Here is a 17,141-nt window from a genome sequence, read left to right on the forward strand (position 1 = left end):
GTGATCGAGTCCCTGACCCCCGAACGCCTGCACAAGGTCCTGGCATCCAAGGCCGTCGCCGCCTGGAACCTGCACGAACTGGCCGGCGACGTGGATGCCTTCATCCTCTACTCCTCCGCGGCAGGCGTCCTCGGCGACGCCGGCCAGGCCAACTACGCCGCCGCCAACGTCTTCCTCGACGCCCTCGCCGCCCACCGCAAGGTCCGCGGCCTGCCCGCGCAGTCTCTCGCCTGGGGCTTCTGGGAGCAGCGCAGCGCCATGAGCGCCCACCTCGGCGACGCCGACGTGGGCCGGATGGAACGCTCGGGCGCCAGCGGCCTGTCGTCCGGTGAAGGACTCGCCCTGCTCGACGCCGCCATGACGATCGACGAGGCGCTGCTGCTGCCCATCCACCTCGATCTGCCGCGTGCCGCCGACACGCCCAGGCTGCTCGACGGCCTGGTGCGCAGGCCCGTCCGCCGCGGCGCCGCCGCCGGCACGGCGCCGGGCGGAGCGGCGGCCGCGCTGGAACGCCGGCTCGCCACGCTGCCCGAGCCAGAGCGCGACGAACTGCTGCTCAAACTCGTCAAGGCGCAGGTCGCCGTCGTGCTCGGACACTCGGGTACGGACTCCGTCTCGGCGCAGCGGGTGTTCACCGAGATCGGGTTCGACTCGCTCACCGCCATCGAACTGCGCAACAAGCTGAACGCCGCCACCGGGCTGCGGCTGCCGTCCACCCTCGTCTTCGACTATCCGACGCCGCTCGCGCTCGCCGGCTACCTCAAGGAACGCCTGCTCGGCGCGGAGCCGGCCGCCGCACCCACCGCACCCAAGGCGCCCGCCACGGCCGTGCTCGACGAGCCGATCGCGATCGTCGGCATGGCCTGCCGCCTCCCTGGCGGTGCGAACTCGCCCGAGGCGCTGTGGAGCCTGCTGATGGACGAGCGCGAAGGCATCTCCCCGTTCCCCGCCGACCGGGGCTGGGACCTGGAGCGCCTGTTCGACCCCGACCCGGACAAGCGGGGCACCAGCTACGTCAAGCTGGCCGGCTGGTTGCACGAGGCCGGGGACTTCGACGCCGAGTTCTTCGGCATGAGCCCCCGCGAGGCACTGGCCACGGACCCGCAGCAGCGGCTCCTGCTCGAAGTGGCCTGGGAGACGCTGGAACGTGCGGGCATCGACCCCGCCGGCCTCAAGGGCAGCGACACCGGCGTCTTCATCGGCGCCACGGCCACCGGCTACGCCACCGGCCCCGGCCGGCTGCCGGAGGACGTCGAGGGCTACCTGGTCACCGGCACCTCCATCTCGGTCACGTCAGGACGCATCTCCTACACCCTCGGCCTGCAAGGCCCCGCTGTGACCGTCGACACCGCCTGCTCGTCGTCGTTGGTGGCGTTGCATCTGGCGTGTGAGGCGTTGCGACGCGGTGAGTGCTCGGCGGCATTGGCGGGCGGGGTGACGGTGTTGTCCACGCCTGAGGTGTTCGTGGAGTTCTCCCGGCAGCGTGGACTGGCAGGAGACGGACGGATCAAGGCGTTCGCGGAGGCGGCCGACGGCACGGTCTTCTCAGAAGGCGCGGGCATGGTCCTGGTCGAGCCGCTGTCGCGGGCTCGGGAGCTGGGGCACCGGGTCCTGGCGGTGGTCCGCGGCTCGGCGGTGAACCAGGACGGCGCCTCCAACGGGCTCACGGCCCCCTCGGGCGTGGCCCAGCGCCGCGTACTCAACCGGGCGCTGGAAGCGGCCCGCCTCACCCCCGCCGACGTGGACGTGGTCGAAGGCCACGGGACCGGCACGATGCTGGGGGATCCGATCGAGGTGCAGGCGTTGCTGGGGGTGTACGGGCAGGGGCGGCAGGTGCCGCTCTGGCTCGGCTCGGTCAAGTCGAACTTCGGTCATACGCAGGCCGCCGCCGGTGTCGCTGGTGTGATCAAGATGGTGCTGGCCCTGGAACACGGCGTCATCCCGGCCACCCTGCACGTGGACGAGCCCACCACCCACGTCGACTGGTCCCAGGGTGACGTACGGCTGGCCGACCACACGACCGACTGGCCGGAACTGGGGCGTCCGCGCCGGGGCGGGGTGTCGTCGTTCGGCATCAGCGGCACCAACGCCCACGTCATCCTGGAGCAGGCCCCCGCTCCAGAGCCCGCCGCCTCGCAGCCCGCCGCCCAGGGGGCCGCCTCGGAGTCCGCTGTCGTGGAGCCCGCAGAACCGCTCGCCTTCCCGGTGCCGGTGGTGCTGTCCGGCCGGGGCGAGTCCGGTCTCGCGGCCGTCACCGAGCAGCTGCGCGCGACGCTGTCGGACGCCACGCTGTCCACCGCGTCACCCGCCGACGTCGGCTACTCGCTCGCCGTCAGCCGCGCGGCCCTGGAACGCCGTGCCGTGATCCTGGCCGCTGATCGTGGGGAGTTGGTGTCGGCTCCGCCGGTGGTGGTGGAGTCGGTGGTGGAGGGGAAGACGGGGTGGCTGTTCGCGGGACAGGGGAGTCAGCGGCTGGGGATGGGCCGGGAGCTGGCTGAGGTGTTCCCGGTGTTTCGGGACGTGTTCGAGGAGGTGTTGGCGGGGTTCGGTGATGGGTTGGTGCGTGAGGTGATCTGGTCGGATCCGGGTCGGGTGGATCAGACGCGGTTCGCGCAGGCGGGGTTGTTCGCGGTGGAGGTGGCGTCCGCACGGCTGCTGGAGTCGTGGGGGATGTCGGCGGATGTGCTGCTGGGGCATTCGATCGGTGAGGTGGCGGCGGCGCATGTCGCAGGGGTGTTGTCGTTGCGGGATGCCTGTGCTCTGGTGGCGGCTCGGGGCCGGCTGATGCAGGAGCTTCCTGCTGGTGGGGTGATGGTTCAGGTGTCCGCCGGTCTGGAGGCGGTACGTCCGCTGCTGGGCGCGGGGGTAGAACTCGCCGCAGTCAACGGGCCATCCGCGCTGGTGCTGTCCGGCCCCGAATCCGAGGTGCTGGCCGCCGCCGACCGGCTCACCGCGCAAGGGGTGCGCTGCCGTCGCCTGTTGGTGAGTCATGCGTTCCATTCGGCGCTGATGGAGCCGATGCTGGACGAGTTCCGCGCGGTGGCCGAGACGCTGACCTTTCACGCCCCTCGCATTCCGGTGATCTCGAATCTGGATGGGCAACCGGCCGGGGAGCGGATGGCTGATCCGGAGTATTGGGTGGCGCAGGTGCGGCAGACGGTCCGCTTCGCCGACGGGATCGCGGCTTTGGAGCAGGCCGGAGTGGTGACGTGTCTGGAGTTGGGTCCGGGTCGGGTGTTGTCGGGTCTGGGTCCGCAGATCTCCGGTGACAAGGTCGCCTATATTCCGACTTCGGGCCGCCGTGACGATTCCCAGGCACGGGCGTTGGTGGCGGCGGTCGGTCGGGCGTTCGCTCGGGGCACGGACGTGGACTGGGAAGCCTTCTACGCCCCCTTCCATCCGAAGCGCATCGATCTCCCGACATATCCGTTCCAGCACCGCCGCTACTGGCTGACCCCCGAGCCCACCGACACCGGCGACGTCCTCGGCCTCGGCCAGGTGGCCGGCGGCCATGCGCTGACCGGCGCGCTGGTCCCCGTTCCAGACCGGAACGAACTCCTGCTCACCGGCCAGGTGTCACTGAAGAGCCAGCCGTGGTTGGCCGATCACGCCATCATGGGCACGGCGCTGCTGCCCGGGACCGCGTTCGTCGACCTGGCCCTGCATGCCGGCGTCCAAGCAGGCAGCCCGGCTTTGCGGGAGCTGACCCTGCACGCGCCACTTCCTGTCACGCACGAGGGCACGGCTCTGCACGTGTCGGTGGCGGCACCGGACGAGGACAGCAACCGTTCCCTGACCATCCACTCCCGCACCGGCGACGATATCTGGACCCGCCACGCCACCGGAATCCTGACCCCAGAAGCCGCACCGCCAACCTCGATCGGCTCCTGGCCACCGCCCGAGGCGTCCCCCATCGATCTGGACGGCTTCTACGACCGCATGGCCGAACAAGGCGTCGCCTACGGCCCCACCTTCCGAGGCGTGACACGAGCATGGGCCACCCCTGACGGCACTCTCTACACCGAAGTGGATCTCCCCGACCAAGACGGAGACGGCTTCGGCATCCACCCGGCGCTCCTGGACGCCGCCCTGCACGCCATCGACCTCGCCAACCCGAGCACCGACGCCGTCGAGCTGCCGTTCGCCTGGACCGACGTCACCCTGCACGCCACCGGCGCCACCCGGGCCAGAGTCCGCGTGACCACCACTGGCGGCGTGACCAGTGTGCTCCTGGCTGACAGCACCGGCGCACCCTTGGCCGAGGTAGGCGGGCTCACCATGCGACCAGTCGCCGACGCCCCCATGACGGCGCTGCCCACGGCTCCCCGCGACGGCCTCTACCAGGTGACCTGGACCACGACCCCACACGCCGCGGAGCCGTCCGCCGCCCACGCGGTGGCCACGGAAGCCGGCTGGCTGCGGGAGGCGCTCACCGCCGCCGGAGTCACGGTGACGGACGGCCCGGCACACGACCAGACGATCCTGCTCGCCGCACCCCCGTCCACCTACCAGGCCGACGGGACGCACGCAGGGCCGCCGCACTTCGACCCGGGTGACGTCACGCGGTCCGAGCCGCCGTACACCGACTCGGGTGACGTCACGCGGTCCGAGCCGCCGTACACCGACCTGGGCGATGAGACGCCGGCCGCGCCGCACGCCGTGCTCGGCGCGCTCAGAGACCGGCTGGCCGACGAGCACGCGGCCACCACCCGCCTGGCCGTAGTGACCCGCCGAGCCGTGGCCGCGCGCCCGGACGACCCGGCGCCCGACCCGGAGCAGGCGGCGGTCGCCGGCCTCGTACGCGCCGCCCAGGCGGAGAACCCGGGCCGCATCCTGCTCATCGACGTGGACGGAAGCGACGCCTCCTACCGCGCGCTCCCGTCCGTCCTCACGGGAACCGAGCCCGAGCTGGCCCTGCGCGAAGGCGCCGCCCTGGCCCCCAGGCTGGCCAAGGCGGAACCGCCGCCCCTCACCGCGACCGCCCCATGGCGGGTGGACGTACGCGAGGCGGGCACCATCGACCACCTGGTCGCCGCCCCGATCGCGGACCGCCCGCTCGGCCCCGGCGAGGTGCGGGTCACGATGCGCGCCTGCGGCCTCAACTTCCGCGACGTGCTGATCGCGCTCGGCATGTACCCGGGCGCGGCGGAGCCGGGCAGCGAGGGCGCCGGCGTGGTGGCCCAGCTCGGCCCGGGCGTGACGGGCCTGGCCGTGGGCGACCGGGTGATGGGCCTGTTCGACAACGCGCTCGGCACGCACGCCGTCGCCGACGTGCGCCACCTCGTCCCGATCCCAGAAGGCTGGTCGTTCGCCACGGCCGCCTCCGTCCCCGCCGTCTTCGCCACGGCCTGGTACGGCCTGGTGGACCTGGCCGGCCTCCAGCCGGGAGAGAAGATCCTGATCCACGCGGCGGCAGGTGGCGTCGGCATGGCGGCGGTGCAGATCGCCCGCCACCTCGGCGCGGAGGTCTACGGCACCGCCGGCCCCGCCAAATGGCCGGCCACCGGCCTCGACGAAGACCACCTCGCCAGCTCCCGCACCCTCGACTTCGCCGACCGCTTCCCACAGATGGACGTCGTCCTCAACTCCCTGGCCGGAGACTTCACCGACGCCTCACTCGGCCTCCTCAAACCAGACGGCCGCTTCATCGAAATGGGCAAAACCGACCTCCGGCCGGCCACCCCCGGCTACACCCCCTTCGACCTGGACGAAGCCGGCCCCGACAGGACCGCCGAGATCCTCGCCACCCTGCTCGCCCTCTTCCGCACCGGAGCGCTCACCCCGCTCCCCGTCCGCGCCTGGGACCTGCGCCGCGCACCCGAGGCGTTCCGGCACATGCAGCAGGCCCGGCACATCGGCAAGGTCGTCCTCACCGTCCCCGCCCCGCTCGACCCCGACGGCACCGTCCTCATCACCGGCGGCACCGGCGGGCTCGGCGGCGCCGTGGCCAGGCACCTGGCCGGCACGCACGGCGTACGGCGGCTCCTGCTGGTGAGCAGGCGGGGCGAGGACGCGCCGGGCGCGGCCGGGCTGCGGGCGGAGCTGGAAGGGATGGGCGCGTCCGTCGAGATCGCCGCCGCCGACATCGGCGACCGCAAGGCGCTGGCCGACCTCGTCGCAGGCCGCGAGCTCACCGCCGTCGTGCACACCGCCGGCGTCGTGGACGACGGCGTGATCGGCGCGCTCACCCCCGACCGGCTGGACGCCGTGTGGCGGCCCAAGGCGCAGGCCGCCGCGCACTTGCACGAGCTGACCCGCGAGCACGACCTGGCGGCGTTCGTGCTCTTCTCCTCCTGCGCCGGCACGTTCGACGGCGCGGGCCAGGCCAACTACGCCGCCGCCAACGCCTTCCTGGACGCCCTGGCCGCCCACCGCGCCGCCACCGGAGCGCCCGCCACCTCGATCGCCTGGGGCATGTGGGCGCCGGAGAGCGGCGGCATGACCGCCAGGCTCGACGAGGCCGACCTGCGCAGGGTGCGCCGCGATGGGTTGCGGCCCATGACGCCGGAGCAGGGGCTCGCCCTGCTCGACGCCGCGCTCGGCCTGGCCGCCCCGGCCGTCGTCGCGGCGCCGCTGGACCTCGCCGCCGTGCGCGACCGGCAGGACGGACCACCCAGCATGCTCCGCGGCCTGCTCGGCAGCGGCGTGCGCAAGGCGGCCAACGACGCGGGTGAGTCGGCCGAGTCGCTGACCGAACGCCTGCGCGCCCTGCCCGGCGCGGCACGTACGCGGATGCTGCTCGACCTCGTCAGGACGCACACGGCGAGCGTGCTCGGCCACGCGCGCATGGAGGAGGTCGATCCCCGGCGCGGGTTCACCGACCTGGGCTTCGACTCGCTCACCGCGGTCGAGCTGCGCAACCGGCTCAGCACGCTGACCGGCGCCCGGCTGTCGGCCACGCTCGTCTTCGACCACCCGACCCCCGAGGCCGTGGCCGCCCACATCAAGGCCGAGCTGATCGGCGATGAGCCGCCGCTGGAGGCCGAGCTGGCCGAGCTCGAACGCGCCATGGCCGAGGCGGCCCCCGCGCCGGCCGACCGCGAACGGATCGCCGCGAGGCTCCGTGACCTGGCCGCCGCCTGGGCGGGCACGGCGGGCGGCGACGACCTGTCGCAGGCCACCGCCGACGAGCTGTACAGCATTATTGACAACAACTCATAAACGAAGTAATGCCAGCAGGTCATTACTTCGGAGGATATGCAAATGGTCCCGCCGTTCGATTGCGGACGATGCCCCACATCATACGATCGGCATATGCGTAACGATGGGGAGGCTATCGTCCGACTCGAATCGGTGACCAAGAACTACGGCCCGAAGAAAGCCCTCGACGGCGTAACGCTGCGCTGCCTGAAAAATAATTTCACCGCGATCCTCGGGCCGCCCGGGGCGGGCAAGACCACACTGCTGAGATGTGCGGCCGGCCTCGACCGGCCCACCTCCGGCACCGTGGACGTCGCGGGCGAGAACCTCACCTCCCTCGACGAGGCCGCGCTCGACGTCGTGCGGCGCGAGCGCGTCTCGTACGTGTTCTCCTCCCGCAACCTGCTGCCCTCGCTGACCGTCGCCGAGAACCTGACGCTGCCGCTCCGCCTGGCCAGGAGGTCGGCCGCCCCGTCGCTGGTCATCGACCTCGTCCGGCGCGCCGGCTTGTCCGAACATCTCGACAGCATGCCCGCCGACCTGTGCCGCAGCCAGCAGCAGATGGTCGCCGTCGCCCGCGCCATGATCACCAGCCCGGCGGTGATCCTGGCCGACGACCCGGCCCGCGGGCTCGATCCCCGCAGCGCGGGCGAGCTGCTCGGCCTGCTGGCCTCGTACGTGCACGACCACGCCGGCAACGTCGTGCTGGCCAGCCACGACCCCATGGTCGCCGCCTACGCCGACCGCGCGGTGCTGCTGAGATCCGGCCGGGTGGAGCGCGAGATGAGCTTCCCCGAGGGCAAGGCGGCCCTGGAACGAGCCGTTCACCTGGCGGTTTGGGAAGCGAGAGACCCGTTCTGATGTGGCTGCTGATCCTGCGCAACCTCCGCCACCGCAGGAACGCCTTCGCCTCCGCGTTCGTCGCGATGGCGGTGGCCGCGGTCGTCGTGTCGGCCTGCGCCGCGCTCGCCGCCACCGGCGCGCGGGCCGCCGTGCTGCCGCACCGGCTGGACGGCGCGCCCATCGTCGTCCTCGGCGACCAGTCGTTCGTCCCGCCGGGCGCCGACCCCGACGACCCTGTGTGGCTGCCGGAGAAGGTCCGCCTGCCCGCCTCCGTCGCGCAGACCTTACGCGGCGTACGGGGCGTCGCCACGGTCGTCGAGGACATCGCCTTCCCGGCCGAGCTGGCCGGCGCCGCCGCGGCGGGGCACGACTGGGCCGGGGCCGGGCTGGTCCCGTACACGCTGGCCGGCGGCGCCGCCCCCACCGGCCCCGGCCAGATCGTGCTCGACGCCGGCCTGGCCGCGCGCGGCGGCCTCAGGCCCGGCGGGCAGGCGGAGGTAGAGGTGCACGGCGTCAGCGAGCGCTACACCGTGACCGGCCTGGCCACGTCCCACTCCGGCCGGCCCGCCGCGCGCCCCGCGATCTTCTTCTCCGCCGCCGACGCCCGCCGCCTGGGCGGCCATCCCGGCACCGCCGATGCCCTCGCCGTGCTGCCCGCGCCCGGCGTGCGGGTCGCCGACCTCGAACGCCGGGTCGCCGCCGCGCTGCGCGGCACCCGCGCCGTCACGCTGACGGGCGACGAGCGCGGCCTGGCCGAGTTCCCCAGAGGCCGCGAGCGCGCCGCCGACCTGGCCGTGGTCGCCGCCGCGATCGGCGCCATGACCCTGCTGGCCACCACGCCGGTCGTCGCTGGGGTGGTCGGCTCGATGGCCGTGCGCCGCCGCCCCGAACTGCTGGCCATGCGCGCCATGGGGGTGCCGCGCGCCCGCATCCGGCTCATGATGCTGGGCGAGGTCGCCGTCCTGTCCGCCGCCGCCACGCTGGCCGGCTCACTCGCCGGGCCGTACCTGGCGTCCTGGCTGTTCGAACGGATGGCCGCCGCCGGCGCGGTGCCCGCGCAGCTCCTCTTCGACCCCGCGCCGCTCGCCCTGTGCGCCGCCGCTCTGGCCTGCCTGGCCGGCGGCCTGATCGGCGCCTACATCCCCGCCCACCGCGCCGGCCGGGCCCGGCGCGGTGAGGACGCGGCCCGCCGCTGGTCCCCGATGGCCAAGGTCTGCCTGGCCGGCGCGGGCGCGCTCAGCGTCGTCGTCGCCCTGCTCGTACGCGCCCCGCACGCCGGCGTCGCGGGCCTGGCCGTGGCCGTGCTGGCCCTGGCCGGCGCGCTGACCCTGGGTCGGTTGACCGGCGTGATCGGCAGAGCGCTGGCCGGCCCCGTACGCGCGCTCTCCGCGAGGACCGGCGACCTCGCCCTGCTCAACCTGCGCGGTGGCCGTGCCGGCCGGGCCTCGCTGCCGATCATGCTGGCCACCTGCCTGGCCACCACGAACATCTTCCTCCAGGCCGGCGAGACCGACGCCGCCACCCGCGCCTTCGACGAGTGCCTGCGGGCCGACGCCGTCATGGAGACCGCCACCGGCGGCCTCGCGCCCGCCGCGCTCACCCGGGTCGCGGAGCTGCCGGGGATCAGCGCCGCAGGGCTCGTCACCAGCACCGCCTACCTGCCAGGCGACCGCGGCCGGAGCGAGGCGGGCCGGCCCGCCCACGGCCTGACGAACCCGTCCGGCCTGACCGCGTTCCCCGTGTCGGCCGGATCGCTGGCCGCGCTCGGCGAGCACGGCGTCGCCCTGGGGGAGGAGGAGGCGCGCCGCGCCGGCGCGGCGCTCGGCGACACGATCACCGTGTGGCTCGGCGACGGCACGCCCGTACGCGTGCGCGTGGTCGCCCTGCTGGCGCTGGAGCCGGGCGCCGAGTTCCTGCTCCTGCCCGCCGCGCTGCTCGCCCCGCACACCACCGCCACGCTGCCGGCCCGCGTCCTGATCCGCGGCGGCCCCGGCGTGGACGCCCGCCAGGCCGCCGAGGAGACCGGGCTGCATCCGGCGGGCACCGCCGACTCGGCCGAGCACCTGATGCGCGGCTGGGTCGACTACCTGATCACCGCCGTGATCATGGTGTTCACCGCCATCGCCGTGGCCGCCGCGCAGGGCAGCGCCGCCGCCCGGCGCGGCAGGGAGTTCGGGGTGCACCGGGCCGGCGGCGCCACCCGCGCCCAGGTGATGCGCATGCTCGGCGTCGAGGCCCTGCTGGTGGCCGCGATCGGGGTCGTGCTGGGGACCGTCGGGGTGGTCCCCGTGCTGATCCCCTACTCGGTCGTGGTCAGCGGCCTGCCCCTGCCCTCCGGCTCTGCCTGGTTCTACCTGGCCGTCGTCGTCTCCGGCACCGTGTCCGCGCTGGTGGCCACGCTCTATCACGCCTGGTGCACAGGGGGACGAGAGGGGTGGCTTAGGGGTCGGAGGCCGGGCCGCGGCTAGGTAATTTCCCGGGTGAACGGGAAATGCGGTCTGGAGGAATGGTAAATGCGGGTCCTGCTCACCCAGCACGCGGCGACCGCCCATCTGAATCTGATGGTCCCCATTGCATGGGCGTTGAAATCGGCCGGGCACGACGTCGTGCTCGCCGGTCAGCCCGACATCACCGGCGGAATTCGCGAGACCGGAATCACCGGGGTGTCGGTCGGCGATATGTCCGCGGTGGCGGAGCGGCTCGCCGCGATGTCGCCCGAGGAACACATTTACGGCTCCGGATACGACCTGGCCGAGGAACGCCCGGAAGTTCTCACCTACGCGTACGTCCGCGACTGCCTGACTGCCTGGGCCTCGCCCCTCGCCTTCGACCTCATCACCGACGAGAGCATGTACGACGACCTCGTCGCCTTCTGCCGCGCCTGGCGGCCCGATCTGGTCATCTGGGACTCCATCACGTTTCCCGGCCCGGTGGCCGCCCACGCCTGCGGCGCCGCCCACGTCAGGACCACGTTCGGCCGCGACCACTGGGCACGCATGCGCGACCTGTTCCTGCGGCTGCGCGGCGACCGCGACGAGGACCCGGTGGCCGACTGGCTGACGGCCAAACTCGCCCGGTACGGGTCCGGCTACCACGAGGACGTCGTCCTCGGCCAGGCCACCATCGACAGCCTGCCGGGCTGGTCGCGCTTCCCGCTGGAGCACGGGCCCGTGTACCTGCCGGTCCGCTACATCCCGCACAACGGGCCCGCCGTCATCCCGCCTTGGCTGGTGCCCCCGCCGGCACGGCGCCGCGTCTGCTTCACCCTCGGCGTCAGCGGCGGCGAGATGTGGGGCGGCCAGGGCAGCATCGGGGTGGCCGACCTGTTCGACGCCGTCGCCGACCTCGACGTCGAGGTGGTCGCCACCATCGAGCCCGGCGGCCTGCCCGACGGGCGCAAGGCCCCCGACAACGTCAGGCTGGCCGGATTCGTCCCCCTGCACCCGCTGCTCGCGACGTGCGCCGCGATCGTGCACCACGGCGGCACCGGCACCACCTGCACCGCGCTGGTCGCCGGCGTGCCGCAGCTCATCGTCCCCGCCGCGCTCTACGACGAGCGCGGCCTCGCCCGCGCCCTGGCCCGCCAGGGCGCGGGCGTGACCGTCCAGCCCGCCGAGCTCACCCCCGAGACGCTGCGCGCGGGCCTGGTGCGCCTGCTCGACGAGCCCTCCTACGCCGGCCGCGCCGCCGCCCTCCGCGACGACGCCGCGACCGCGCCGTCCCCCGCCGACCTCGTCCGCGACCTTGAGGACCTGGTCGCCCGCCACCAGAGGTGACGTCCATGGAAAACGAGGCCAAGCTCCTCGACTACCTCCGCCGCGCGACCACCGACCTGCGCGAGGCCCGGCGGCGGCTCGACGAGTACGCCGAGCCCATCGCCGTCATCGGCATGGCCTGCCGCTTCCCCGGCGCGGCCGACACCCCCGAGGCGCTGTGGCGGCTGCTGGAGTCGGGCACGGACGCCGTCACCGGCTTCCCCGCCGACCGCGGCTGGGACACCGAGAACCTGTACGACCCCGACCCCGACACCCCCGGCAGGAGCTACACCCGGCACGGCGGCTTCCTGCACGACGCCGCCTGGTTCGACGCCGCGTTCTTCGGCATCAGCCCGCGCGAGGCCGTCGCCATGGACCCGCAGCAGCGGCTGCTCCTGGAGACCTCGTGGGAGGCGTTCGAGGCCGCCGGCATCGACCCCGCCGCCGCCAGGGGCAGCGCCACCGGCGTGTACGCGGGCGTCATCTACCACGACTACGGCACCCGCGGCTCCGCCAGGGAAGACGTCGCCGGCTACCTCAGCAACGGCAGCGACGGGGCCGTCGCCACCGGCCGCGTCGCGTACGTCATGGGCCTCGAAGGCCCCGCGATCACCGTGGACACCGCCTGCTCGTCCTCCCTCGTGGCCCTGCACCTCGGCGTCCAGGCGCTGCGCCGCGGCGAATGCGCCCTCGCCCTGGCCGGCGGCGTCACCGTCATGTCCACGCCCGCCACGTTCGTCGAGTTCAGCAGGCAGCGCGGCCTGTCGCCGGACGGCCGCTGCAAGGCGTTCTCCGCCGACGCCGACGGCACCGGCTGGGCAGAAGGCGCCGGCATGCTCCTCCTGGAGAAGCTCTCCGACGCCCGCCGCAACGGCCGCCGCATCCTCGGCGTCATCCGCGGCAGCGCCGCCAACCAGGACGGCGCCAGCAGCGGCCTCACTGCGCCGAACGGGCCCGCCCAGCAGAAGGTCATCCGCCAGGCCCTGGCCGACGCCGGGCTCGGCCCCGCCGACATCGACGCGGTCGAGGCGCACGGCACCGGCACCACACTCGGCGACCCCATCGAGGCCCAGGCCCTCATGGCCGTGTACGGCTCGGCACGGGACGGCGGCGCGCCGCTGCGGCTCGGCTCGATCAAGTCGAACCTCGGGCACACGCAGGCGGCGGCCGGGGTGGCGGGCGTGATGAAGATGCTGCTCGCCCTGCGGCACGGCACCCTGCCCAGGACCCTGCATGTCAGCGAGCCGACGCCGGAGGTCGACTGGTCCGGCGGCGTCGTCCTGGCCACCGCGAACGAACCCTGGCCCGCCACCCCCGGCCGGCTCCGCCGCGCCGGCGTCTCAGCCTTCGGCGTCAGCGGCACCAACGCACACATCATCCTGGAAGAACCCCCACTCCCAGAACCCACCGACCCGGCCCCGGCACCGGAACCCGCCAACGCCGCCCCGGCACCGCGACCCACGGCGTCGGCTCGGGCATCCGGCCCCGTCGAGTCGGCCTCGGCGCCCGGGCGCGTCGAGTCGACCCCGGCACCGGAGCCCGCCGACGGCCGGGCGGATGGCAGTGCCCAGGAGGCGGCTGTCCGGGAACAGACCGTGCTGGCCTGGCCGGTGTCAGGGCGTACCCCGCAGGCGCTCGCCGCACAGGCCGCCAAGCTCGCCGAACACCTGGAGTCCGCCCCCGACCTGCCGCCCGACGCGGTGGCGCGGACGCTGGCCGGCGCCAGGACCCGGTTCGAGCAGCGCGCCGTCGTGGTCGGCCGCGACCGCGCCGACCTGCTGACCGGCCTGAGAGCCGTCGCCACCGCCGAACCCGGCACCACACCGCTCATCACGAACGAGCCGGCACCCGGCACAGCGTCCGAGACCGCGTCCGGCACCACTCCCGGGGTCGCGGTCGGCGTTGCCGCCATCGATCCCCGGGTCGTCTTCGCCTTCCCCGGGCAGACCTCCGTCACCCCGGGCGGGCTGCGCGAGCTGCTCGACACCGCGCCCGCCTTCGCCGCCCGCGTCCAGGAGTGCGAGGCCGCGCTCGCCCCCTACGTCGGGTGGAAGCTCACCGACCTGCTGCGCGGCGACCCGGCCGCGCCGGCCCCGGTCAGCATGGACGTCGTCCAGCCGACCTCCTGGGCGATCATGGTCGCGTTGGCCGAGCTGTGGCGCTCGTACGGCGTCGAACCCGATGCCGTGGTCGGCCACTCACAGGGCGAGATCGCCGCCGCCGTCGTCTCCGGAGCCCTGTCCCTGGAGGACGGCGCCAAGGTCGTGGCCCTGCGCAGCCGCCTGATCACCGAGCTCCTGGCCGGGACCGGCGGCATGATGGCCGTCAGCCTGCCCGAGCATCAGGCCGCCGAGCAGCTCGAACCCTGGGCCGGCCGCGTCTGGATCGGCGCCGTCAACGCACCCGGCGCCGTCGTCGTCACCGGCGAGCCAGGGGCGCTCGACGAGCTCCAGGAACGGCTCAAGGCCCAGAACGTGCGCACCAACCGGATCCAGCCTCTCGACTACGCCTCCCACTGCCCCCTCGTCGAGCCGCTGCAAGACCGGCTCGGAGACCTCCTGTCCGGCCTGAGCCCGCGAACGGCGCACATCCCGTTCTGCTCGACCGTCACCGGCGAGCCGATCGACACCCGGCGCATCGACGCGGCCTACTGGTACACCAACCTGCGCTCCCCGGTGCTGTTCAGACAGGCCGTCGAGCACCTGGCCGGCACGGGGCACGGCCTGTTCGTCGAGGTCACCGCGCATCCCGTGCTCACGTACGCGATCGAGGGGAGCGCGGAGGGTGCCACCGTCCTCGGGACGCTGCGCCGCGACGAGGGCACGCTGGCCAAGTTCGCGCTCTCGGCGGCGGAGGCACAGGTACACGGGGCCGCCGTGGACTGGGCCCCGCTGCTCGGGGACGGCCCGTCGGCGCCGCTGCCCACGTACGCGTTCCAGCGCGAGCACTACTGGCTCGACGGCGAGGACCGCCCGAACGTGGAGTCGGCGGGCCTGACCGAGGCCGGCCACCCGCTGCTCGGCGCCGCCGTGCAGGTGGCCGCGACCGGCGACCTCATCCTGACCGGCCGCCTGTCGCTGTCGTCGCAGCCCTGGCTCGCCGACCACGCCGTGTCGGGCCGCGTCGTCCTGCCCGGCACCGCGTACGTGGAACTGGCCGCGTACGCCGGCGGGCGCACCGGGCACGGCCACGTCGAGGAGCTGACCCTGCGCGCGCCACTGACGCTGCCCGCCGGGACCGCCGTGAACGTCCAGGTCGTACTCGGCACCCCCGCCGACGACGACACCCGAGCCATCGCCGTCTACGCCCGCCACGACGACGCCGCAGCCGACACGCCTTGGACCTGCCACGCCACCGGCACCCTGGCCCCGCACGAACCCCCCACCCCCTTCACCACCGAACCCGCCGCCGAGACCGACCTGGCGGTCTGGCCTCCGCCGGGTGCGGAGCCGGTGGATCTGGCCGGCTTCTACGAAGGGCTCGCCGGGCACGCCCTTGAGTACGGCCCCCACTTCCAGGGCGTCACCGCGGCCTGGCTGCTGGACGGCACCGCGTACGCGGAGGTCGCCCTGCCCGACGGCGTGGGAGCGGCGGGCTACGGCCTGCACCCCGCGCTGCTCGACGCCGCCCTGCACGTGGAGGCGCTGCTGCTGTCCGGCAGTCCCGGCCTGCCCTTCTCCTGGTCGGGCGTGCGCCTCCAGCCGACGGAGACCACCCGGCTGCGAGTACGGCTGTCCAGGTCCGCGTCCGGCGAGCTGACCGTGCGGCTGGCCGACACCGACGGGCGCCCCGTAGCGTCGGTGGACTCACTCGTCTCCCGCCCCACGGACGGCCCGAACCTCGACCACCTCTACCGCCTGGACTGGATCACGTCCCCCCACCACGGCCACCGCCCCCGCCACACCAAGATCACCGGCCACGCCCCCACAGCAGAGGTCCTGTCCGCAGCGGGCCTCGGCACATACGACCCAGCCCCGGCCCCGGCCTCGAACGGAACCGCACCCCACGTCGCCGCGCCACCTGCGACCGGGCACACCCCCGACGCCCACCCCTCCGAGAGCCATGCCCTCGACGGCCACGCCGACGCACCGCCTTCGACCGGCCACGACACGCGCGGTCCCGATCCGGCGACGGCGGACGCCGGCGGGGGCGCGGAGGTCGAATTCCTCGCGTTGCCGGCCGGGCGGGACGTGTCGGCGGCGGCCGGTGCCGCGCTCGACGCCGTCGCGGCCAGGCTCGCCGCCGACACCCCCGGCCTGCTGGTGCTGGTCACCACCGGCGCGGACGCGGACCCCGCGGCCGCGGCCGTTCACGGCCTGGTACGTGGTGCGCAGGCCGAGCACCCCGGCCGCTTCGCCCTCCTGGACCTCGACTCCGCCGGGGGAGAGGTGCCGGCCGCCGACGTGCTGGCCGCCCTGGAGGAGGAGCCGGAGGTCGCCGTAAGGAACGGCACGGTCGTGCTGCCCCGCCTGGCCCGCGCCGCCACCACCCGCGCCCTCCTCCCGCCCACCGGCAACTGGCGCCTCGACGCCCCCGAGCCCGGCACCCTGGACACCCTCGCACTGGTACCCGTCCAGGACCGGCCCCTGGAGGAGGGCGAGGTCCGGGTCGCCGTACGGGCCGCGGGACTGAACTTCCGCGACCTCGTCGTGGCCCTCGGCATGGTCCCGGAACGCGGCACGCCGATGGGCGGCGAGGGCGCAGGCGTGGTGAGCGAGGTGGGTCCCGGCGTGACGGGCCTGGCCGTGGGCGATCGGGTCCTCGGCCTGATGGACGGCGCGTTCGGCCCTTCCGTCATCACCGACCACCGCCTGCTAGCACCGATCCCCGACGGCTGGTCCTACGTGGGCGCGGCCTCCGTCGCGGGCGTCTTCGCCACGGCTTGGTACGGCCTGGTGGACCTGGCCGGCCTCCAGCCGGGAGAGAAGGTCCTGATCCACGCGGCAGCAGGTGGCGTCGGCATGGCGGCGGTGCAGATCGCTCGACACCTCGGCGCGGAGGTCTACGGCACCGCCGGCCCCACCAAATGGCAAGCCACCGGCCTCGACGAAGACCATCTGGCCAGCTCCCGCACCCTGGAGTTCGCCGACCGCTTCCCACAGATGGACGTCGTCCTGAACTCCCTGGCCGGGGATTTCACGGACGCCTCACTCGGCCTCCTCAAACCCGACGGCCGCTTCATCGAAATGGGCAAAACGGACCTACGCACCGGCATCCCCGGCTACACCGCCTTCGACCTGATCGCCGTGCCCCCCGACCGCGTCCAGACCATCCTCGCCGAGGTCCTGGCGCTGTTCCGGGACGGGGCGATGGAGCGGTTGCCGGTGCGGACGTGGGATGTGCGGCGGGCCCCGGAGGCGTTCCGCCTGATGCAGCGGGCGGGACACGTCGGGAAGATCGTGT

At 74.0% G+C, this 17,141-nt stretch carries 5 protein-coding genes; all 5 read left to right on the forward strand.

The window, feature by feature from the left end:
- Positions 1–7,161 (forward strand): SDR family NAD(P)-dependent oxidoreductase (locus AB0C27_RS55900; RefSeq protein ID WP_357863535.1); only part of this gene is annotated, 7,161 nt, incomplete at its 5' end.
- Between the two features lie 93 nt (positions 7,162–7,254).
- Positions 7,255–8,001 carry an ATP-binding cassette domain-containing protein gene (locus AB0C27_RS55905; protein ID WP_357863537.1) on the forward strand — a complete coding sequence of 249 codons (747 nt, stop codon included), beginning with the start codon at positions 7,255–7,257 and terminating at the stop codon, positions 7,999–8,001.
- A complete protein-coding gene (locus AB0C27_RS55910; RefSeq protein WP_357863540.1) occupies positions 8,001–10,451 on the forward strand; it encodes an ABC transporter permease in 2,451 nt (816 codons plus the stop codon). The genes AB0C27_RS55905 and AB0C27_RS55910 overlap by 1 nt, the downstream gene beginning before the upstream one ends.
- A 45-nt stretch (positions 10,452–10,496) precedes the next feature.
- Positions 10,497–11,759: an activator-dependent family glycosyltransferase gene (locus tag AB0C27_RS55915; RefSeq protein WP_357863543.1), complete on the forward strand. Its 1,263-nt coding sequence runs from the start codon at positions 10,497–10,499 to the stop codon at positions 11,757–11,759.
- Positions 11,760–11,764: 5 nt separating this feature from the next.
- On the forward strand, positions 11,765–17,141 hold a 5,377-nt coding region (locus AB0C27_RS55920; protein WP_357863546.1), incomplete at its 3' end, for a beta-ketoacyl synthase N-terminal-like domain-containing protein.

Source organism: Nonomuraea sp. NPDC048882 (assembly GCF_040649755.1).
Classification (GTDB): domain Bacteria; phylum Actinomycetota; class Actinomycetes; order Streptosporangiales; family Streptosporangiaceae; genus Nonomuraea; species Nonomuraea maheshkhaliensis.

Coding starts and splice junctions, on each gene's coding strand:
- AB0C27_RS55905 (WP_357863537.1), top strand. CDS start 7,255: ATGCGTAACGATGGGGAGGCTATCGTCCGACTCGAATCGGTGACCAAG.
- AB0C27_RS55910 (WP_357863540.1), top strand. CDS start 8,001: ATGTGGCTGCTGATCCTGCGCAACCTCCGCCACCGCAGGAACGCCTTC.
- AB0C27_RS55915 (WP_357863543.1), top strand. CDS start 10,497: ATGCGGGTCCTGCTCACCCAGCACGCGGCGACCGCCCATCTGAATCTG.